Origin of the sequence: Actinoplanes sp. GCM10030250, from assembly GCF_042666575.1 — a bacterium.
GTDB lineage: Bacteria > Actinomycetota > Actinomycetes > Mycobacteriales > Micromonosporaceae > Actinoplanes.
This window is the reverse complement of the sequence record NZ_JBHTDO010000005.1, coordinates 147,462-168,347: the sequence shown is the minus strand read 5'-3', so window position 1 is coordinate 168,347 and position 20,886 is coordinate 147,462. Positions and strand designations below refer to the sequence as shown.

Annotated in this window: 18 protein-coding genes; 8 read left to right on the top strand and 10 right to left on the bottom strand. The window is 69.0% G+C overall.

What is annotated here, in order from left to right; translation table 11 throughout:
* Positions 1-206: 206 nt before the first annotated feature.
* The 5 genes from rplI to ACFQV6_RS10130 form a co-directional block, all read right to left on the bottom strand.
* Positions 207-656 carry a 50S ribosomal protein L9 gene (gene rplI, locus ACFQV6_RS10150; RefSeq protein WP_378027122.1) on the bottom strand — a complete coding sequence of 150 codons (450 nt, stop codon included), beginning with the start codon at positions 654-656 and terminating at the stop codon, positions 207-209.
* A gap of 14 nt (positions 657-670) precedes the next feature.
* The gene (gene rpsR, locus ACFQV6_RS10145; RefSeq protein ID WP_007073789.1) at positions 671-910 is read right to left on the bottom strand and encodes a 30S ribosomal protein S18; all 240 of its coding nucleotides are present in this window, start codon (positions 908-910) and stop codon (positions 671-673) included.
* A 35-nt stretch (positions 911-945) separates the two neighbouring features.
* Complete coding sequence (locus ACFQV6_RS10140) at positions 946-1,545, bottom strand: single-stranded DNA-binding protein (RefSeq protein ID WP_378027121.1); 600 nt, start codon at positions 1,543-1,545, stop codon at positions 946-948.
* Positions 1,546-1,609: 64 nt separating this feature from the next.
* A complete protein-coding gene (rpsF, locus tag ACFQV6_RS10135) occupies positions 1,610-1,900 on the bottom strand; it encodes a 30S ribosomal protein S6 (RefSeq protein ID WP_378027120.1) in 291 nt (96 codons plus the stop codon).
* A 296-nt stretch (positions 1,901-2,196) separates the two neighbouring features.
* On the bottom strand, positions 2,197-3,237 hold the full coding sequence (locus ACFQV6_RS10130; protein WP_378027119.1) for a hypothetical protein: 1,041 nt from the start codon (positions 3,235-3,237) through the stop codon (positions 2,197-2,199).
* A gap of 126 nt (positions 3,238-3,363) precedes the next feature.
* Between ACFQV6_RS10130 and ACFQV6_RS10125 the strand changes: the two genes are divergently transcribed.
* Both ACFQV6_RS10125 and ACFQV6_RS10120 read left to right on the top strand, forming a co-directional pair.
* Positions 3,364-4,140, top strand: coding sequence for a deoxyribonuclease IV (locus ACFQV6_RS10125; protein WP_378027118.1), 777 nt, complete (start codon positions 3,364-3,366; stop codon positions 4,138-4,140).
* A gap of 234 nt (positions 4,141-4,374) precedes the next feature.
* On the top strand, positions 4,375-6,822 hold the full coding sequence (locus tag ACFQV6_RS10120; protein WP_378027117.1) for a hypothetical protein: 2,448 nt from the start codon (positions 4,375-4,377) through the stop codon (positions 6,820-6,822).
* 112 nt (positions 6,823-6,934) lie between these two features.
* Here the strand turns inward: ACFQV6_RS10120 and ACFQV6_RS10115 are convergent, their stop codons facing one another.
* The 3 genes from ACFQV6_RS10115 to ACFQV6_RS10105 form a co-directional block, all read right to left on the bottom strand.
* Positions 6,935-8,479: a glycosyltransferase family 87 protein gene (locus ACFQV6_RS10115; RefSeq protein ID WP_378027116.1), complete on the bottom strand. Its 1,545-nt coding sequence runs from the start codon at positions 8,477-8,479 to the stop codon at positions 6,935-6,937.
* 190 nt (positions 8,480-8,669) lie between these two features.
* Positions 8,670-11,108 carry a transglycosylase domain-containing protein gene (locus tag ACFQV6_RS10110; RefSeq protein WP_378027115.1) on the bottom strand — a complete coding sequence of 813 codons (2,439 nt, stop codon included), beginning with the start codon at positions 11,106-11,108 and terminating at the stop codon, positions 8,670-8,672.
* A 430-nt stretch (positions 11,109-11,538) separates the two neighbouring features.
* Positions 11,539-12,006, bottom strand: a complete 468-nt coding sequence (locus ACFQV6_RS10105) for a DUF5318 domain-containing protein (RefSeq protein WP_378027114.1) — start codon at positions 12,004-12,006, stop codon at positions 11,539-11,541.
* 173 nt (positions 12,007-12,179) lie between these two features.
* On the opposite strand from ACFQV6_RS10105, the gene ACFQV6_RS10100 reads away from it, so the two are divergent.
* Positions 12,180-12,842 (top strand): PadR family transcriptional regulator, encoded by a 663-nt coding sequence (locus tag ACFQV6_RS10100; RefSeq protein WP_378027113.1) that lies wholly within the window; start codon positions 12,180-12,182, stop codon positions 12,840-12,842.
* 20 nt (positions 12,843-12,862) lie between these two features.
* A complete protein-coding gene (locus ACFQV6_RS10095) occupies positions 12,863-13,942 on the top strand; it encodes an inositol-3-phosphate synthase (RefSeq protein ID WP_378027112.1) in 1,080 nt (359 codons plus the stop codon).
* 200 nt (positions 13,943-14,142) lie between these two features.
* On the opposite strand, the gene ACFQV6_RS10090 is transcribed toward ACFQV6_RS10095, so the two are convergent.
* Entirely contained in the window at positions 14,143-14,625 is a 483-nt protein-coding gene (locus ACFQV6_RS10090) for a methylated-DNA--[protein]-cysteine S-methyltransferase (protein ID WP_378027111.1), read from the bottom strand.
* A 76-nt stretch (positions 14,626-14,701) separates the two neighbouring features.
* Between ACFQV6_RS10090 and ACFQV6_RS10085 the strand changes: the two genes are divergently transcribed.
* Together ACFQV6_RS10085 and ACFQV6_RS10080 are read left to right on the top strand one after the other, a co-directional pair.
* Positions 14,702-15,214 (top strand): SigE family RNA polymerase sigma factor, encoded by a 513-nt coding sequence (locus tag ACFQV6_RS10085; protein WP_378027110.1) that lies wholly within the window; start codon positions 14,702-14,704, stop codon positions 15,212-15,214.
* Positions 15,211-16,371: a WD40 repeat domain-containing protein gene (locus ACFQV6_RS10080; protein ID WP_378027109.1), complete on the top strand. Its 1,161-nt coding sequence runs from the start codon at positions 15,211-15,213 to the stop codon at positions 16,369-16,371. Before ACFQV6_RS10085 ends, ACFQV6_RS10080 begins: the two co-directional genes overlap by 4 nt.
* Before the next feature lie 122 nt (positions 16,372-16,493).
* Here the strand turns inward: ACFQV6_RS10080 and ACFQV6_RS10075 are convergent, their stop codons facing one another.
* Positions 16,494-17,924: a CCA tRNA nucleotidyltransferase gene (locus ACFQV6_RS10075; RefSeq protein ID WP_378027108.1), complete on the bottom strand. Its 1,431-nt coding sequence runs from the start codon at positions 17,922-17,924 to the stop codon at positions 16,494-16,496.
* 103 nt (positions 17,925-18,027) lie between these two features.
* Between ACFQV6_RS10075 and ACFQV6_RS10070 the strand changes: the two genes are divergently transcribed.
* Both ACFQV6_RS10070 and murJ read left to right on the top strand, forming a co-directional pair.
* A complete protein-coding gene (locus ACFQV6_RS10070) occupies positions 18,028-18,906 on the top strand; it encodes a hypothetical protein (protein WP_378027107.1) in 879 nt (292 codons plus the stop codon).
* Positions 18,907-18,955: 49 nt separating this feature from the next.
* Positions 18,956-20,710, top strand: coding sequence for a murein biosynthesis integral membrane protein MurJ (murJ, locus tag ACFQV6_RS10065; protein ID WP_378027106.1), 1,755 nt, complete (start codon positions 18,956-18,958; stop codon positions 20,708-20,710).
* Positions 20,711-20,886 lie beyond the last annotated feature (176 nt).

The window sequence follows — 20,886 nt, the reverse complement described above, 5'->3', positions numbered from 1 at the left end:
CCAGGCGCGGCGCCGCGAGGCGCGGCGCGGCCAGGCGCGCGCGGGCGAGGCCAGGCGGACGCGGCGAGGCCAGGCGGGCGCGGCGAGGCCAGGCGCGGGCGGGCGGGCGGGGCGAGGGCGGCGAAGGGTGGGAGGGGCGGCGGGAGGTGGGGAAAGCGAAACGGCGCGTCGGCGAGAGCCGGCGCGCCGTTTGGCGGTGGTGCGTGTTACTTGGAGGAGACCACGTTCACGGGGAACGTGGCGGTCACCTCGGGGTGCAGCTTGACCTTGACGTTGTACGCGCCAGTGGTCTTGATGTGGCCCGGCAGCTCGAGGCGGCGCCGGTCCAGCGGCGGACCGCCGGCGGCCTTGACCGCGTCGACGATCTCGGCCGGGGTGATCGAGCCGAACAGGCGGCCACCGTTGCCGGAGCGCGCCGCCAGCGTGACCTTAAGGCCGGAGAGCTGGCCCTTGACCTCGTTGGCCTGGCCCAGGTCACGGATCTCGCGAGCCTCGCGGGACCGCTTGATGACCACGACCTGCTTCTCGGCGCCCTTGGTCCACTGGATCGCGAACCCCTGCGGCAGCAGGTAGTTACGCCCGTAGCCGTTCTTCACCTCGACGATGTCGCCGGGGGTGCCGAGGCCCGACACTTCCTGAGTGAGGATGATCTTCATCTCGGTGCCCCCTCTCAGCGAGCCGTAGCCGTGTACGGCAGGAGCGCCATCTCACGGGCGTTCTTGACCGCGCGGGCGATCTGCCGCTGCTGCTGGGAGGTCACACCGGTCACGCGGCGGGCACGGATCTTGCCGCGGTCGGAGATGAACTTCCGCAGGAGCGCGGTGTCCTTGTAGTCGATGTAGGTGATCCCGTCCTTGTCGAGCGGGTTCACCTTCTTCTTCGGCTTGCGAAGCGCCGCAGCCTTAGCCATTGCTCTTACTCCTGAACTGGGAAAGCCCGTCGGGCTTAGAAGGGAGGCTCGTCGTCGAACGAGGAGTTGCCGCCACCGCCACCGCCACCGCCGGAGCGGTTGCCGGAGGCCGGGGCAGCCGTGGCCCAGGGATCGTCGAAGTCGTTGCCGCCGCCGTTGTTACCGCCGCCGCCACCGCCACTGCGATTGCCACCGCTGAACTGCCGGTTGCCGCCACCGGAGGCACCACCGGAGGCGCCGAAGCCACCCCCGCCGCCACCGCCACCGGACCGGCTCATCTTCTGCACCTTCGCCGTGGCGTAGCGCAGGGACGGGCCGATTTCGTCGACCTCGAGCTCGTAGACGGTGCGCTTCTCTCCCTCTTTGGTCTCGTAAGACCGCTGACGCAGCCGACCCTGCACGATCACCCGAGCGCCACGCTGCAGCGACTCGGCGACGTGCTCGGCGGCGTCACGCCAGATGTTGCACGCGAGGAAGAGTGGCTCGCCGTCTTTCCATTCGCCCGATTGCCGGTCCAAGGTCCGCGGTGTCGAGGCGATGCGGAACTTGGCGACCGCCGCACCCGAGGGGGTGAAGCGCAGCTCAGGGTCGTCGGTCAGATTACCGACGACCGTGATGGTGGTTTCTCCTGCCATGAACTTCTCCTCGCCGCTTCAGTCGTAGACGCAAAGGGTCTCAGGACCCTCTGACAAAAACGCCTCAGCGGGTCTCGGGACGGATGACCTTGGTACGCAGGATGTTCTCGTTGAGCCGAAGCTGACGGTCCAGCTCGGCGACGGCCTCGGGGGTCGCCTGAAGGTCGACGACGGCGTAGATGCCCTCGGCCTTCTTGTTGATCTCGAACGAGAGCCGGCGACGGCCCCAGACGTCGAGCTTCTCCACCGAGCCACCCGCGGTCCTGATCACGTTCAGGTACTGATCGAGCGACGGTGCGACGGTGCGCTCCTCGAGCGAAGCATCGAGGATCACCATGAGTTCGTAATGACGCAAGACTGTCTCACCTCCTGTGGGCTGTGCGGCCACGGTCTCTCCGTGGCAGGAGGTCTTGTGTCGAACGCAGAAGAAAGCCGTGGGAGTGAAAACGCCCCACGGCGAACACACTGCGAACCGAGCCAGCATACCCAGGTAGGGCGCCAGGCCCAAAAACGACGACCCCGTCCGGGGACGGGGTCGTCGGATGAAGAAGCCGCGGGGCGTCCGGCCCGGTTCGTTGGGTGGGACCTGGGGAGGAACGACCACACCGATGAGGTGGACGCGTACGCCCCGCGGAGCTTTCAAAGAGGAGCTTACGCCATATTTGTACGGGATGCACGTTGCGACACGATTGCCCGAATTGCGGCGGTTGAGACACCGAGTACGCAGATCAGCGCCGTCAGCCCGAGCAGTCCGACCGGCCGCCCGTCCCGAATCGGCCCGACCGCGGCGACCGGCTCGGCGACAGCCCCGGCACCGGCACCCGGCTCCACCGCCTCCATGACCGGCACACCCTCGGCTGTGGGAGCGGTCGGCGCCGCGGCCTCGGCACCGTGCGACGCGACCGCGGCAGCGGCCGGGATCGACGTCCCCGACGTGGCGGGCAGCAGCGTCTTCCGGTCACCCAGCGGCATTCCCGCGAAAGCCGGCGCGCCGACTCCCTCCGTACCCCGCATGGTCTTGACCTTGATCCTCGGGCTGACACCGCCCTGCGGCATGGTCGGCGTCTCGACGGCGGCGCCCCGCACCGTGGCCGCCGGCCGCGACTCGGCAGCCTTCCGCGTGCTCGACCGGATCTGGTCCGGCGAGGTCCGAGCGGGGCGCGCATCCGGTGACACCGAGTCCGGCAGGGTCGATCCGGACTGGGACCCGGCCGGCGAACCCGGGCCCGACGGCTTCGCCATCATCGTGGAGGCACTGCCGGCGGCCGAGGCGGACGGCGGTTCTCCCGGCGTGGACGAAGCCGACGGCTCGGCGGTGACCAGCATCGGCAGCACCTCGTCGCCCTGGGCGCAGTCCGGCGTCAGCAGCACCGCTGTGGTTCCCCGGCGGAACACCAGCTCGGCCGAGCCGTCCTCCGGGACGGTGCCCCTCGCCGTGCCACCGAGCCGCAGCCGGGCGTCGTGACCGGTCCGGTTGACCACCCGGACGACAGTGTCAGCCGGTACGGTCATCGACTCCACGCTCGGACGGGACTCGCACGACAGCCCGAGCACCCCACCGCCGAAACTCACCTGACGGCCGGCCGGTTCCACCTGTTCGGCGCTCGCCGTCCCGTTCGTGAGCAGCGGTAGGCCGAAGATCAACCCACTCAGCGTCACCGCTGCCATCCGGTATCGGAACTGCCGCGACATGCACCATCCCCTAGTCAGCCGCCGGTCCCGCCGGCATCGTCAAGAAAAATCAATGGAGGTAACGAGGGGTGGCTGAGCGCGGTGACGCGGGGGGAAACCGTCGTACCCGCGTCGTAGGCTCGTCCCATGCGCATCGGAGCCCATGTCGACCCCGCAGATCCGCTGGCCGAGGCCGCCGCCCGCGGCGCTGACGCGGTGCAGTTCTTCCTCACCGACCCACAGGGGTACAAGACACCCAAACCGCGCGAGGACGTCGAGCAGCTGCGAGCGTCCGGGGTGGACATCTACATCCACGCGCCGTACATCGTGAATGTCGCCTCGCCCAACAACCGGATCCGGATTCCGAGCCGCAAACTTCTCATGGCGCACGCCAAGGCCGCCGCCGAGCTCGGCGCGAAAGGCCTGATCGTGCACGGCGGGCATGTGGGCTCGGGCGCCGACCTCGCCGCCGGCTTCGAGAATTGGAAAAAGGCCTTCGAGTATGCGGAGAAGGACGGTGGTCTTCCCCTCCCCGTCCTGATCGAGAACACGGCCGGCGGTGACAACGCGTGCGCCCGGCGGTTCGACGACCTCGCGCGGCTCTGGGAGGCGGTCGGTTCGTTCGGCGCCGGTTTCTGCCTGGACACCTGTCATGCGTTCGCCGGCGGTGAAGACCTCGTCGGGATCGTCGACCGGGTGAAATCGATCACCGGACGCATCGATCTGATCCACGCCAACGATTCGAAGGGCGGATTCGACTCGGGCCAGGACCGGCACGACAACCTGGGGAGTGGGAAGATCGACCCCGAATTGGTGGTGGCGGCGATCCGCGCCTCCGGGGCGCCGGCCATTGTGGAGACCCCTGGTGGAGCTGAGGGCCAGACCGCGGACATCGCCCTTCTGCGGGAGCGGGCGGGCAGCTAGGCGTACCGGCACGGGAGGGTCATGACCGAGCAGCCGAAACCGATCTCGCCCGCGATGGGTGAGGTCGGGCCCAGCTTGCCCGCGCCTGGGAGCTTAGCCCCGACAAGCTCAGCCCCGACGAGCCCCGCAGCCGTGAGCACAAAGGCCGGCAGCACAAAGGCCGGCAGCACAAAGGCCGGCAGCACCGCATCCGGGAACAGTGCATCCGGGAACAGTGCATCCGGGAGCACAGCGGTGACCGACCGAAAGGCCGAGCCCGCGGCATCGGGCCCGAAGCCCGAGCCTGCGGTGGCTGCCCAGAAGGCTCGGACACAACCAGCCGAGACCGAGACCAAGCTGCCGAAGCAGCGGCGCAGATTCGGTCTTTTCGGCTCTCGGAAGGCGTCCGGAACCGGACCGGCGAAACCGGTCACCTCCGATCAGCCGGGCACCCCCGACAAAACCGGCCCAGCGAAGCCCGACACCGTCAAGACCGAAACCACCAAGACTGATACCGACAAGACTGATACCGACAAGAGCGATAAGCCCGATAAAACCGATACTCCACTGGAGACCGGACCGGCGGACCCGCGCCAGAAGAAAGAGCGGAAGAAACTACCCACCACCCGCCCACCGGGCGCCCCGCCGGACCCGTGGACGGTCTTCGCCTCGATCCCCGAGCAGCAACCCGGCCGCATCCGCCGCTCGCTGCGCAAGGCCCGCCGTTCTCTCGTCCACGAGTGGGCGCTCGCCGTCTACGCGGGCCTTCTGCTGGCCGTGCTGATGACCTGGCCGGCCATGCAGTACCCGTTGCACACGCTCCCGCAGGATCTCGGCGACCCGTCCCGCCAGGCGTGGCAGGTCTCCTGGGCCGGCCACATCCTCATCACCGACCCGATCCGGCTGTGGCACTCGAACGCGTACTACCCGGAGGCGCTCAGCTTCGGGTTCGGCGACAGCCTGCTGGGTTACGCCCCGTTCGGGATGATCGGCACCGGAGCCTCCGCCGCGGTGCTGCGCTACAACCTGCTCTTCGTCTTCGCGCACGCCCTGCTGGCGATCGGCGCCTACGCCCTGGTGCGCCAGCTGGGCGCCCGGCCGGTCGGTGCCGCGGTGGCCGGTGTCGCCTTCGCCTTCGCGCCGTGGCGGCTGGCGCAGGCGGGGCACCTCGACATCATTTCCGCGGGCGCCATCCCGCTGGCCCTGGCCATGCTGGCTCGCGGTCACGGCTATTCCATGCGGTACGGCTTCCGGCCCGCACGCCGGCACGCGGGCTGGGCGGCAGCGGGCTGGGCGGCCGCCGTCTGGCAGATCAGCATCGGGTTCTCGCTCGGCCTGCCCTTCGCGTACGTGCTAGGTCTGATCCTGGTCTTCCTGCTGGTGGCCTCGGTCGTGCACGGCATCCGGCAGAACGGCAGGTTCGCACTGCTCCGGTTCCTCCGGGGTAAGCACGAGTCGCTGCTCGGCTGGCGTCTTGTCGCCACCGACACCCTCGGTGCTCTGATCTTCGCCGGTGTCGGCCTGATGATCGCCGTCCCGTATGCGCTGGTGAAGGACTCCGGCGCGCGCCTCGAGGAGATCCAGTTCTTCTCGCCGCCGCTGCGCAGCCTGCTGATCGGGCCGGCCGAGTCACGGATCTGGGGTCTGGCACACGCCGTGCCCCGTTCGTCGCTCGGCTGGCCGGGCGAGATGTCCCTGCTGCCCGGCTTCGTGCTCTACGCGCTGGCGCTGGCCGGTCTGCTGTTCTCGATCTGGCGGGTCCGGCACCGGCTCCTGCTCCTGCTCGGCCTGAGCGTCGCCGTGATCCTGACGCTGGGTACCACCTTCTTCGAGGGCCGCTGGACCTACCTGCCGCTGTTCAGCCACTATCCGGCCTCGTTCGACCTGCGCATCCCGGGCCGGCTGATGCTGTGGGTGACGCTGCTGCTCGCCGTTCTCGCGGCGGGCGCGGTCGACGACTTCGTCCGCCGCTCGGAGCACCTCGCCGCACACCGGATGCCGCCCCGGCCCGGCCCGTGGCTGCGGATGGCCATGCTGCTGCCACTGGTCCTGGTCGCTCTGGAGGGCTGGAACGCCACCGCGCACCCGACCGTCCCGGCGCAGCCGTCGGTCATGCGCACCGTCCGGGCCGGCCCGATGCTGGTGCTGCCGACCGGCGAACTCTCCGACCAGACCGTGCAGCTCTGGTCCACCTCGAAATTCCAGCAGATGGCGAACGGTGGCGGTGTGTTCGCCGCCGCCCGCCAGACCGAGATGCGGGCCCGGGTCGTCTCGTTCCCCGACTTCGCGAGCATCGAGTACCTACGCTCGATCGGCGTCACCAGCGTCCTGCTGCTCCGCACCGCGGCGGTGAACACCCCGTGGCAGCGGGCCGGCGACATCCCGGTCGACGGGCTCGGCATCCAGCGGGAGGACCTGGAGGATGCTGTCCTGTTCCGGCTGAACCAGCGGACGCCGCCCCAGACACCCGGCGGCACCCCCGGTGCGACTCAGCAGCCGGTCCCCGGCACCAGCCCGGGCCTGAACCCGCCGGCCCCCGGCTCCGCCACCAGCCCGACCCTGCCCGTCCCCGGCACCACAACCGGCCTCCCGGGAACGACAGGCATCCCCGGACTGGCCGGCCTACCGACAACCGTCCCGCCCACAGCAGTCCTGCCCACAACCGGCCCGACCACCCCACCGGCCAACCTGATCAACCCGTGACAACGTCACCGGTCGACCTGATCGGCCTGATCAACGCGTGACAACGTCACCGGTCGACCTGATCGGCCTGATCAACGCGTGACAACGTCACCGGTCGACCTGATCGGCATGATCAACCCTTGACGGCTGCTTCGGGCAGAGCCGGCTCCGCGTCGTCCGGCACCGGTTCGACCGGCGACCGATCCGGCGCCTCCTGCGAAGGCCCGAGCCCGAACACCTTGCGGAACCCGCTCACCCATCCCGCTTCCGGCCCGTCGAGCGGCCCCGCATCCGGGTCCAGCCCGTCGTAGGACTGCCGCACGTCGTCCAGCTCCGGCCGCCAGACCTCACGGGCCACCAGCGCGAAGAGCAGCGCGACGGTGACGAACCGCGCGGTCGACGCCAGCACGAACGTGCCCTCCGGGATGACCGACTTGCCGCCCGCCCCGATCAGCTCGGCGTAGAACGCCGCCAGGTAACCCACCTCGGCGATGGACCAGGCGATGACCGCGCCCCACTTGGGCCGGGAAAGCGCGATGAGCGGCAGGAGCCAGAGCACGTACTGCTGGGACCAGACCTTGCTGGAGAGCAGGAAGGCGGCGACGACGAGGAAGGCCAGCTGGGACAGGCGCGGGCGGCGCGGGGCGAGCAGGCCGAGGAACAGGATGCCCAGGCAGGCGAGGGCGAACAACGCGTACGACAGGTAGTTGAGCGTGGGGATGTTGTTGCTCAGCCACTGGAACGGACCCTGGTCCCCGGCGGTGCCGGTGTTCCACTTCCCGTCGAGGTACCGCCCGATGTACCAGAAGGTGCCCCAGTCGATGGGCCGCTCCGAGTTGAGCCGGAAGAACCGCAGCCAGCTCTCGTGGTACCAGTAGAAGACCGGGAAGTTCGCCAGGGCCCAGGTGATGCCGGTCGCCAGGAAGGCGCTGACGAACGGCCGGAACCGTCCGGTGCGCAGGGCGAGGATCAGGATCGGGCCGAGGATGAACAGCGGCCACAGTTTCGCCGCCGCGCCGAGCCCGAGGAAGACGCCGGCCCAGACCGGCTTGCGCTTGACCCAGAGGTAGAGGCCGATGGCGGCGAGACCGATCGCCAGGAGGTCCCAGTTGATCGTCGCGGTAACCAGCATGATCGGCGAGAGCGCGTAGATCGCCGCATCCCAGGGCCGGCGGCGCCGCAGGGCGAGGATCACCGCCGCGGTCGCGACCCCGAAGAGGCAGAGCACCAGGGCGTTGACGTTGTAGAACCAGCTGCCCTGGTTGATGTCGGGGTTGCTCTCACCGTACGCGTGCACGGGCAGGCCGAGCGCACCCATGAAGTAGCCGGTGACCACCGGGTATTCGACCGGGTGATCCGCGTACGGCACCTTGCCCTCGTTGATGCCCTCGGCGTAGTAGAGAGCGAGCACGTCGGTGTAGCAGTACCGCGTGTACTGCATGTTCTTCTGCCAGTTGCCGTCCATGCAGGGCGACTTCTGCACCCAGGAGAGGGCGAGCACCAGGCAGGTGAGTGCGAGCACGATCCGGGGAGCCGTCCAGAACCGGCCGGGCCGGGAGTCCGGTGGCACGGCGTGCGAGCCGAGTGGGCCGCCGATCATCTGGGACAGCCCCCGCACGAAACCGTCCGAGGTCGCCGGAGAAACGTCGGGACGGTCAGGAGGCGGTTGCGTGCTCATGTCTTGGCATCATGCCGCATCCGCGGCCCGGACAGGTGACGGGCCACACGTCCAAACGGATCTTCACTGGACAGACGCGAACCGAAAGCCGGGCAACGAACAGAAAGCCGGACGGAGCAAAAGCCGGAGGGAAGCAGAAAGCGGCGCCCACCTGAGAAACAGATGAGCGCCGCTGTCAGCTGAGACGGCGTCAATCGCCGTCGTCACCCGGTCCGGTATTACCGCCGCCGTTGTTGTTACCCGGGCCGGTGTTCCCGTTGTTGTTGCCGGGTCCGGTGTTCCCGTTGTTGTCCTGGTTGCCACCGTTGTCGGTCGGGCAGAGCTGCGGGAGCTGCTGGCACACCACGCTCAGATTCGGGTCCTGCTCCACGGGCGGGGGCGCGGTGCCATTGCCCAGTGCGGCCGGGTCGCCACCCTTGATCCGCTCCGGGAACCGCTCGGTGTCCCACTCGAGCTCGGAGGTCACCGTGTTGATGAACTCCTTCCAGATGTCCGCCGGCGTGCCGGAGCCGAACATCTTCTTGCCGCCGGACTCGGTGAGCTGCACCTTGTCCTTGGCACCACCGACCCAGACGGTCGCCGCGAGCTGCGGGATGCCACCGACATACCAGGTGTCACCGTTGCCCTTGCCGAACTCCCAGGTACCACTCTTGGAGACGGCCGGCCGGCCGTTGCGCAGGGTGTTGCCCTGGTCGCCCGGGATCTTGCCCATCACGCCGAGCAGGTCGCTCATCTCAGCGGCCGGGAAGACCTGCTTGCCGTCCTTCTTCTCGCTCTTCCAGGCCACGTACTTACCCGTGGTCGGGTCGAGCCGCTTCACCGTCTTGATGAAGTGGGCCTTCTGCTTCACACCGCCGTTGACGATGGTGGCGACACCCGCCGCGTGCTCCAGCGGGATGACCCGGAACTGACCGAAGGCGACCTCGGCCGAGAAGTTGCTCTTCCACGTCGACTCGTTGGTCTTGGTGAAGTCGATCATCTTGCCGGACGGGTTCTGCTTCGACCCGTTCGTCCACATGTGCTCGACACCGGCGGCCTTCGCCGCGGCGATGACCTTCTCGTATCCGATGGTGTCGGCGATCCAGTAGAACGGGAAGTTGTACGACTTGATCGTCGCCCGCTCCAGGTCACAGTGGGTGATCTTGCCGCCACAGACGGACGACTCCTCCGCACCGGCGTTGCTGATCTTGTCGCGGCCCTCCGGCTTGATCGTGCCGTCCCAGATCGAGTCGAAGGAGAGGTTCTCCTGAAGGCCCGCGGCCAGCGTGTAGATCTTGAACGTCGAGCCCGGCGACTGGCCGCCCCAGTCCACGACGCCACTGCCGTCACCGGACATGTAGCCGCCGTAGTCGGTGCCGTTGGGGTCGTCACCGCCGTAGTAACCGAGCACCTGCCCGGACTTCGGGTCGATACCGATCACCGCGGCCTGGTAGCTCTTCGGCCGGCCGTTCATCGGCGACGTCTTGCTCTTGCGCGAGCCCGCGGCCTCGGCGGCCTTCTGCACCTTCGGGTTGATCGTGGTGGTGATCTGAAGACCACCCTTCTGCAGATCAGCCTCGGTGATGCCCAGCTCCGTCAGCTCGGCCGTCACGTGCCGCATGATCATGCCGACCGGCTTGCCCTCGGCGCAGGTCTTGCACTTGTTGGCGTTGGGCTTGTTGACCGTCGGGTACTTTCTGGCGTCGTAGTCCGCCTGGGAGATCCAGTTCATCTCGCGCATGTTGGCGAGCGTGTACTCCCAGCGCTGCTTGGCGTCTTCCAGGTTGTAGTTGGGGTCGTAGCCCTGGTGCGAGCTCGTCGGGTAGGGCTGCTTGATGATCGAGGCGAGCACCGCGGCCTCGTAGACGTTGATTTCCTTCTTGCCGCCGCTGCCGCCGGTGACCGCCGACTTGTTGAAGTAGCCGTTGGCCGCGGCCTCGACGCCGTACCGGCCCTCGCCGAGGTCGATGTAGTTCAGGTACATGCCCATGATCTCGGGCTTGTCGTACTTGGACTCCAGCTTGCGAGCGATGACGGCCTCACGCAGCTTGCGGCTGTAGCTGATGTCCCGCAGGTCAGCGACGTGCCGGGCGTACTGCTGGGTGATGGTGGAGGCACCCTGCTTGTCCCCGCCGGTGAAGTTGTTCCACGCGGCGCGGGCGATGCCCTTCATGTCGATGCCGTTGTGGTTGTAGAAGTTCTTGTCCTCAGCGGCGGCGACGGCCCACTGCATCGTCTGGCTGATGTTCTTGAACGGGATGTTGATGCGCGGCTCACCCTCGCGCGCCAGCACGTTCTTGCCCGTGGCGTCGAAGATCACGTTCATCTGCGCCTCCGCCTCGGGCGTGGGCAGATCGACGTCGTCGAAGAAGTAGGTGCCGCCGACGATACCGACGCCGAGCATGATGACCAGCACGGCTGCCGCGGCGGTGAGGATGTTCGCCCGGCGGTACTTCTTGTCCGCCTTGGTCCGTCCCTTGCCGCCACCGAGGCCGCCGGGCCCGCCGGGTCCACCAGGACCACCCGGGCCACCGGGACCGCCTGGGCCACCCGGTCCACCGGGCGGAACCGGGCGGACCGCCGCCCGGGCCACGGAGGCACGACCGCCGACGGGCGGCGCGACAGCGGCCGCCGCCCGGGCCGATCCCACCGGGGCACGCCCTGGGGACGCGGTGCCGACCGAGGCCGCTCCCACGGATGCCCGGCCGGCTGAAGCACTGCCCACCGACGCACGACCTGGCGAGGCGGCCACCGAGGCGGCACCGGACGGACGCCGGTACGCGTCCGGGGCGGGCCGGCCTCCTGGCTCGTCGTCGGGCGTGGAAGCAGCGGACGGCCCGGGCACTCTGGCCCGGGCTCGTGCGGACTGCGAATCGCCGTACGCGTTCATTTCTTCACACCTACCGGTCGCGGGGGCGCTGCCTGGCAACCCGGAGGGGCCACCCCGACGGTGCGCCACGAGCGGGCGTCTACGGCTGCGGGGACCGCAGCCGTACTACAAAATGTCCATTCAGACCGATATGAGCGCAGGGCGCCCGCGTCGGTCCCAATCTTGTACACGTTAGCGAGATCGAACAGGTTCATCGTCGCCCCTCCCCGCGATGTGACCATGACCCCGCCGAAACGGGGCCCGGGCCACCGGAGGAGGCGGCCGACGGTTCGATCGGGGCGTCCTCGGGAGCGAGGCCGTCGCGACCGAGCACGAACCGCTCGATCAAGTGGTTCCACGCGCAGGAGCGGCACACCTCGACGACGAAGACCTGGAACTCACGGAGTGTCATCGCAAGAACCGGCAACTCCGCCAGTTTCCGGGCCTGCCCGGCCGAGTGCTTGAGCTCTTCGCCATAGACGTAGTGCACCAGCGTCAGGTTGTCGCGGCGGCAGATCGGGCAGCGCTCGTCGGTCGGCTCGCCGTGGAAGGTCGCCGCGTTTCTCAAGTAAGGAGACGCGTCGCAGACCTCGAGCGTTCCGATCTTGCCGTTTCGCACGTCACGCAGGACTGACCGCCTCTGTAGCGAGTAGTCGACCACTTGCCGCTGCGTGCGCATGGCGAGAAGAGTACGCGGTCACCGCGAACCCGGCGACCGCCATCACTCAGCGTGGCGCGGCGACTCCGGAGCATGTCTGAGTTGCGCACTACAGCAGCGCGATCTACGGTGACGATGTATCGAGCCGATACATCGGGGCAAGCTTCTTGCGGGGACAGAGATGGGAGGGCCAAGTGCTGGAGTTGGCGATCCTCGGTCTCCTGCAGGAGGCCCCGATGCACGGATACGAGCTCCGGAAGGAGCTCGCGACCAAGCTCGGCACCCTGCGGGCCGCCATCAGTTACGGCACCCTCTACCCGACTTTGAAGCGGTTGAAGCTGGCCGGCTGGATCAGCGAGACAGAGACCAGCAGCGACATCATTCCCCCGATGACCAGCAAACGGGGCCGCGTTGTCTACAAGATCACGGCCGAGGGCAAGGAACGCTTCGCGGACCTTCTGACCCAGACCGGCCCGGAAACCTATGACGACGCCGGCTTCGGGGTGCACTTCACCTTCTTCTCGCGTACCGATCAGGCGACCCGCCTCCGGATCCTCGAGGGCCGGCGCCGGCGGATCGAGGAGCGCCGCGAGGGGCTCCGCGAGATCCTCGCCCGTGCCGCCGACCGCCTCGACGCGTACACGCTCGAGCTCCAGCGTCACGGGCTCGACGCGTGCGAGCGCGAGGTCCGCTGGCTCGAGGAACTGATCACCAACGAGCGGTCCGGCCGTACCCCGGCCGTCCGTAACCATGCCGGGCTCACCGCAACGCCCGGTCAGGCTTCCGCCGCCGCAGCGCCGGCGGCGGAGACGGCTCCACCCCCGGAAACACCGAGTCCGCACCCGGACCGGCCGTGAACAACAAGGAGGCAAACGCGATGGGCTCCGTCCGCGTCGCCATCGTCGGTGTGGGTAACTGCGCCTCGTCCCTCGTGCAGGGCGTGGAGTACTACAAGAACGCCGACCCCAACGACCGCGTCCCGGGTCTCATGCACGTGACCTTCGGCGACTACCACGTGTCCGACGTGAAGTTCGTCGCGGCGTTCGATGTGGACGCCAAGAAGGTCGGCATGGACCTGAGCGAAGCGATCGTCGCCAGCGAGAACAACACGATCAAGCTGACCGACGTGCCGCCGACCGGTGTGTCGGTCCAGCGTGGACCGACCTTCGACGGTCTCGGCACCTACTACCGCGAGATCATCGAGGAGTCCGGCGCCGAGCCGGTCGACGTCGTGCAGGCTCTGCGCGACGCCGAGGTCGACGTGGTCGTCTCCTACCTCCCGGTGGGCTCCGAGCAGGCCGACAAGTTCTACGCCCAGGCCGCGATCGACGCCGGCTGCGCGTTCGTGAACGCCCTGCCGGTCTTCATCGCCTCCGACCCGGTCTGGGCGCAGAAGTTCACCGACGCCGGCCTGCCGATCGTCGGCGACGACATCAAGAGCCAGGTCGGTGCGACGATCGTGCACCGCGCCCTGGCGAAGCTCTTCGAAGACCGCGGTGTCGAGCTGCTGCGCACCTACCAGCTCAACTTCGGCGGCAACATGGACTTCATGAACATGCTGGAGCGCAACCGCCTGGTCTCGAAGAAGATCTCGAAGACCCAGTCGGTGACGTCCCAGATCCCGCACGAGATGGTCAAGAGCGACGTGCACATCGGCCCGTCGGACCACGTGCCGTGGCTCGACGACCGCAAGTGGGCCTACATCCGCCTGGAGGGCCGCTCCTTCGGTGACACCCCGCTGAACGCCGAGCTCAAGCTCGAGGTGTGGGACTCCCCGAACTCGGCCGGTGTGATCATCGACGCACTGCGCGCTGCGAAGATCGCCAAGGACCGCGGCATCGGCGGCCCGATCCTGTCGGCCTCCTCCTACTTCATGAAGTCCCCGCCCGTTCAGTACAGCGACCACGACGCCCACCAGGCCGTCGAGTCGTTCATCCGCGGCGACATCGAGAGCTGATCATCAGCTCATCGTGAGCGAAAATGGCCGGCCCGCGTCGTGGGCCGGCCTTTTCACACCCCACTTCCGGTACGGGCAAAGCACTTCCCACTTCCGGAACGCGCGAAGTAGTCCCCGCTTCCGGAACGCGCGAAGTAGTCCCCGCTTCCGGAACGGCTGAAGTAGTCCCCGCTTTCGGAGCGGCCGGAACCCGCCCCCGCTCAGCCCCAGGCTCGTGTCAGCGCGACCCTCGCCTCCAACTCGAGCAGTTTCCGTTTGCGGTCGAGCCCACCCCCGAAGCCGACCATCTTCCCGCCCGCGCCGACGACCCGGTGACACGGCACGATGACCGGGATCGGGTTGCGGTTGCACGCCGTGCCCACCGCCCGCGCCGCTCCCGGATCGCCCAGCGCGGTGGCGATCGCCCCATAGGTGATCATCTCGCCATAGGGGATGCGGGCGATCTGCTCCCACACGGCACGCTCGAACTCGGAGCCGCCACGCAGCTCGAACCGCACCGTGAAGTCGGTCAGGTCTCCCGCGAAGTAGTCCCGCAGCTCTCGCGCCGCGAGATGATCCGCGGCAGACCCGGCAGACCCGGCAGACCCGGCGGGCACCGCGAATCGCACACCCACAACGGCGTCGCCGTCGACGGCGACGCCGAGCGGCCCGATTGCTGACTCGACGACGAACACCCCAACCATTCTGCGTCAGGGGTGCGACAAGAAACGCATGCAAACTTTCCGATCGCTGCGGCGTCTGACTCCGAGGAGGTGACGGGTGAAGGAGTCACTCGAGGCGGAGTTCACCGCTTTCGTCGCGGCACGGGGGCAGACGCTGCTCCGGATCGCGCACGCGCTGACGGGCGACCGGGATACCGCCGAGGATCTGGTCCAGGGCGCGCTGGCAAAGGCGTACGCCCGCTGGCCACGCATTCACGGTGACGCCGAGGCGTACGTCCGGAAGATCATCTACAACGACCGGGCGTCCAGCTGGCGGCGGCCGTCCCGGCAGCGCGAGGTGTTCGTCGCCGAGCCACCGGACCACCCCTGGCCGACCCACCGGGATCATGAGGTCACCGACCGGCTGGCGGTCCGCGAGGCGCTGCTCTCGTTACCCGCCCGCCAGCGCGCCGTGCTGGTTCTGCGCTATCTGGAGGACCGCAGCGTGGAGGAAACCGCCGAGGTGCTGGGCTGCCGGCCGGGAACCGTGGCCAGCCAAGCCTCCCGCGCCCTGGCCAAACTCCGTGATCTGGTCGGCGACTGGGCGCCCTCGACGGGAGGCACGCGATGAGGCACCTCGAAGACTCGGTGCGCGCCGCTGTCGAGGACCTGGCGGCGTCCGCACCCTCCGTTCCTGACCTGGCCGGCGCCGCTCGCATCCGCGGACGCCGGATCCGGCGGCGCCGTCGTACGGTGGTGGGGCTGGTGGCCGCCGCGCTCATCGGGACCGTCATCACCCCGTACGCGATCATGGAAGATCGCCGGAGCGCGCCGCCGGTGCCGGTGGCGCCCACCTCGGCACCCACTCCGTCGCCGGACGGCACCGATCAGGTGCCCCAGCTGTCCGCGGCCGACGACAGCTGGTGGAACGACCCCCTGATCCTGCCCGGCGACGTGGTCGTCGCCGGCGTCGGCCGCAAGTCGGTCGCCGACGCCCAGGGGCAGGAGCGGACCGCCAAGAAGACGTTCCAGGAGGGCAACGTGGTCCTGGACCGCGCGACCGGCAGGTACCGGGTGCTGTCCAGCGGCTATCAGGCCCTGGACGCCGCGCCGGCCGGCAGGTTCGCCCTGGTGGAGAGCGGCACAACGGCACGGATGGGCATCGCCGACGCCACCACCGGGCAGGTCCGGATGCTCGGACACGGCCCGGGCAGCGGCGTCCAGTGGTCGCCGGACGGTACGAAGCTGCTGGTCACCCTCCTCGACGGCGGTTTCCGGGTGATCGACGCGGCGACCGGCGACGCGGTCGACCACGATCTGCCGGAGAGCCGCGAGCTGTGCCCGGACCACTGCGTCTTCACCTGGCTGCCGGGCGGGACCGAGGTGGCGCTGGCGCAGCGTGATCCGGGCGTGCCGCGATCCGAGTCCCGGCCGGACACCGTGAAGTCGGTCCGCGTCTACTCGGTCACGAGCGGTGAGCTGCTGCGTGAGCTGCCGATTCCCGGCGTACCGGCGGGCACCGCGGCCTGGTCCCCGGACGGCCGGCACGTGCTGCTCGAACCGGACGCGTCGGCCGACGTGATCCGGATCGCCGAGGTGACCTCCGGCCGGACGGTGGCGACGATCGCTGCGGACAGCACCGTCCCGGTCCGGTTCGCCGGGTCGGACACCGTGCTGGCGGCGGCCGGACGGAACGTCTACTACTTCAGCCTGAAAGGCGAGAAGAAGCTACAGGTGATCCTGCCCGCCGAGTTCGCCGGCCGGGAGATCAGCTTCGGGGGTCGCTAACGCCTGTTTCGCCGATGCGGACCAGCCCGCATCGGCGAAGCAAGCGCTAGAAAGCGAAGCAAGCGCTAGAAAGCGAAGCAAGCGCTAGAAGACGAAGCAAGCGCTAGAAGACGAAGCAAGCGTTAGGAGATGTGGCCCTGGTCCCGGGCCCACTTGAACAGCTCCGCCTCGGCCTCGTCCCGGTCCAGCGGACCACGGTCGAGGCGGAGCTCCTTGAGGAAGCGCCACGCCTGGCCCACGATCGGGCCCGGCGGCACCCCGAGCAGCTCCATGATCGCGTTGCCGTCCAGGTCGGGGCGGACCTTGGCGAGGTCCTCCTCGGCCGCGATCCGGGCGATCCGGTCCTCCAGCGCGTCGTAGTCGGCGGCCAGTTGCGAGGCCTTGCGCCGGTTACGGGTCGTCACGTCGGAACGGGTCAGCCTGTGCAGCCGGGTGAGCAGCGGTCCGGCGTCGGTGACGTAGCGGCGCACTGCGGAATCGGTCCACTCGCCTCGCCCGTACCCATAAAAGCGCAGGTGCAGACCGACCAGCCCGACCACCTCGGTGGTCACGTCCTTGGGATAGCGCATGGCCTTCATCCGCTGCTTGGTGAGCCGGGCGCCGACCACCTCGTGGTGGTGGAAGCTGACCCGGCCGTCGCGGCCGACGGCCTTGGTGGCGGGCTTGCCGACGTCGTGCATGAGCGCGGCCATCCGCAGGACGAAGTCCGGCTCGTCGCCGTCCTCCAGGCGCATCGCGTTCTGCACCACGATCAGGGTGTGCTCGTAGACGTCCTTGTGCTGGGCGTGCTCGTCGATCTCCAGCTTCAGCCCGGAGATCTCGGGCAGGAAGCGGTCGGCGAGCCCGGTGTCGACAAGCAGCCGCAGGCCGGTGATCGGGTCGGCGGCACACATCAGCTTGGTGAACTCGTCCCGGATCCGTTCCGCCGTGATCCGGTCGAGATCGGTGGCCATGTCCCGCATCGCCGTCACGACCGCCGGGTCCACTGTGAACCGGAGCTTCGCGGCGAACCGGGCGGCACGCAGCATCCGAAGTGGATCATCGCCGAACGAGCTCTCCGGCGTGGACGGCGTCCGGATCGTCCGCGACGCCAGGTCGTTGAGGCCGCCGAACGGGTCGGTGAACTCGTGCCCCGGCACCGAGACGGCCATCGCGTTGATCGTGAAGTCCCGCCGGGACAGGTCGTCGAGCAGCGACGTCCCGTACGCGACCACCGGGTTGCGCGTCACCCCGTCGTACGCCTCGGCCCGGAACGTGGTGATCTCGATCCGCAGGCCGTTCTTCTGGATGCCGATCGTGCCGAACTCGCGCCCGGTCTCCCAGATCGCATCCGCCCACCCGCTCACCACGGCGAGTGTCTGCTCGGGCCGGGCGTCGGTGCAGAAGTCGAGGTCGTCCCCGAGGCTGTCGAGCAACGCGTCGCGCACCGACCCGCCGACCAGGTGCAGCTCATGACCTGCGGAGGCGAAGCGGCGCCCCAGCTCATCGGCGACCGGGGACACGCGGAGCAGCTCGGCTACCGCTCTCTGCTGGGCGTTGTTGAGAACAGGCATGGGATGACCAGGGTATCCGGCCTTTGGTCCGCTGGTGGGTGGTGGGTGGGGCGGTTGGATGGCCGGCGTGGCAGGTGCTGACGTCGCCGGGCAGGATGACAGGATGCCCGTTTCCGAGGCGCTGCGCCGCCTGGCCCTGGACCCCCGGTTCTGGGCCGGTGAGCTGGGCGAGGCCGATGACCTGCCGTCGCAGCTACGTGTGTCGTTTCCCGTGGTGGACGGCTACGCGCTGGTGCTCGACATCGACCTGCCGTCCGGCGAGCGGGCGCTGGGGCTGCGCCGTCCGGCCTCCAGCGAGCCGGTCCAGCTGGGCTGGGCGCCGGCCGACGGGCCCTATCCCGCCGCGCTGCGATGGTGGGAGCTGGAATCCTTCGCCCGGGTGATCGCCCTCGACGATCCGACCCTTCCGCACCCCGGTCTGGTGGTCGCGCTGCTGTCGCCGTTCGCTCCGTCGACGCCGGACGATGATGCCGCGGGTGTCGCGGCGGTGCGCGAGGCCGCGTACCGGTCGCTGCGCCGGGAGGTCACGGCCGCCGAGCCGGCCGGTCCGGAGCAGGCACCGCTTCCGCTTTTCACTGACGAGAGCTGGTGGCCGGTCCCTCCGGTTCCGTCACCGCAGGTGCTCGACGAGGCCGCGATCGCGGCCATGAGCGCACCGGCGCAGGCGGGCCTCCAGGTGCGGGCGGACTCACGCTTTCCGCACGAGGACCTGACAGATGTGGTACGCAGGGCGAGCGCACTCCTCAACCGAGTGCCCCACCAGGAGTGGTACGCGACAACACGCCCCCTGGCCCGCAGGATCGCCGACTCCGGTGACCTGGCTCCGGTGCCCGACCTGCTCGGCGCGCTGACCGAGGCCGGCTGCGACCACCCCACCGTTCTGGATGCGCTGAGTGAGCCCCTGGTTCCCCTGGAGGCCTGCTGGATGGTGGAGACCCTGGCCGGAGCCGAGCCCGGCACCCTCCTGCGTCACCACGTGTGAGGTTCCCCTTTATGGTGGCTCCAACATCGCTACGGCTCGGGAGGCTCGGTTGAACGGCGGCCTGTACCGCAGCAGCCACGCGGCACCGGACGGACAGCCGCCGGTCGAGGAGGGCGTCACCGTCGTCTCGGTGGACGCCGACATCCCCGGCGGTGATCAGGCGCTGCCCGCCGAGCAGGTGCCGGCCGGCAACCAGGACCGGAGCACCACCGGCCAGAGCGCGATCATGGCCATCGGCAGCCTGGTGAGCCGGGTGATCGGCTTCGTCCGGAACGTGCTGATCGGCATGGCGCTCGGCAAAGCCGTGGGTGACGCGTACACGAGCGCCCAGTTCCTGCCCGGCCAGATCTACGAGCTGCTGCTCGGCGGCATCCTGTCCAGCGTGCTGATCCCGCTGCTGGTCCGGCGGCGCAAGGCCGACCCGGACGGCGGCCAGGAGTTCACCCAGAAGCTGCTCACCTTCGCGGTGACCGTTCTCGGCGTGGCCACCCTGCTGGTGGTCGCGGCGGCACCGGTGATCACGATGATCCAGGTCGGCGACAGCGGCCCCGAGGCCTACCGGGACCTGGTGACCAGCTTCGCCTACCTGATCCTGCCGATCATCTTCTTCACCGGTCTCTCCGCGATGGCCGGTGCGGTTCTCAACGTGCGCGGCCACTTCGCCGCGCCGATGTGGGCGCCGATCCTGAACAACTTCGTGGTGATCGCCACCTGCGGCGTGTTCCTCGGCGTCTACGGCACCGACCCCCTGCTGAGTGCCGAGACGGTCACCCCGGCGCAGATCGCGCTGATCGGCGGCGGCACCCTGCTCGGCATGATCGTGCAGGCGGCCGGCCTGCTGCCCGCCCTGCGCAAGGTGGGCTTCCGGTGGAAGTGGCGCTGGGACCCGCGGTCGCTCGGCATGCGCGAGATCGCCGGCCTGGGCGGCTGGATGCTCTGTTACGTGGCGGCCAACCAGGTCGCGGTCTTCGCGGTGGCCCGCATCCTGAACGGCGTGGGGGGCCAGGACAGCGCCAGCACGCTCGCCTTCAACAACGTCTTCCTGCTGACCATGATGGCCCACGGCATCATCGGCGTGTCGATCATGACGGCCCTGCTGCCGAAGATGAGCGCGGCCGCCGCCGAGGGCCGGTACGCCGAGGTCAGCGCCGATCTGAACCGCGGCATCAAGCTCACCTGCGCGGCCCTCACGCCGATCGCCGTGCTCTACGCCGTCCTCGGCACGCCGATCGCCGTCTTCCTCTTCCAGGGCGGCAACTACAGCCAGGACGCGGCGCTGGACACCGGCACGGTGCTGACCGTTGCCGCGTTCGCCGTACTACCGCTGTCGGTCAGCTACCTCTGCACCTACGCCTTCTACTCCCTGCAGGGGAACAAGACAGTCGCCCTGATCAACCTGCCGGTGGTGGCGGTCCGGATCGCGGCGTACTTCCTGCTCGCCGAGATGCTCGACAAGTCGTTCGTCGCGGCCGGCATGACCGCGGCCAACGCCGTGTCGTACCTGGTCTCCGCTGTCATCTCGCTCGCGGTGCTGCGGCGCCGCATCGGCCGGCTGAACCTCGGCACGGTCGCCGTCTCGATGGTCAAGGTGGCGGTCGCCGCCGGTATCGCCGCCGCGCTCGGGCTACTGGTGCTGAGACTTCTTCCGGGGACCGGACAGCCGGACGGAAAGATCGAGGCCCTGGTCCAGCTCCTTGTCGGCGGCGCGGTGATCATGCTGGCCTACCTGGGTGCCGCGCTGGCTCTTCGGGTGCAGGAGATCAGCCAGGTGGTCGGGATGGTGCGCCGCAAACTCGGGCGCTGATCTGCCCGGATGCCGTCCCGATCGGGCATCACTGGACCATCTCGAGGGTGAATGACCCGGTTCGTACGGGTCCACGCCGATGCCGCGCCGGGGGGACGACCTGCCAGAGCATGGCCCCGGGCGGGTATGGTCGGTGTCGGCATGTGCGCGGGAGCACCTCGTCCTGTGCACCGGGG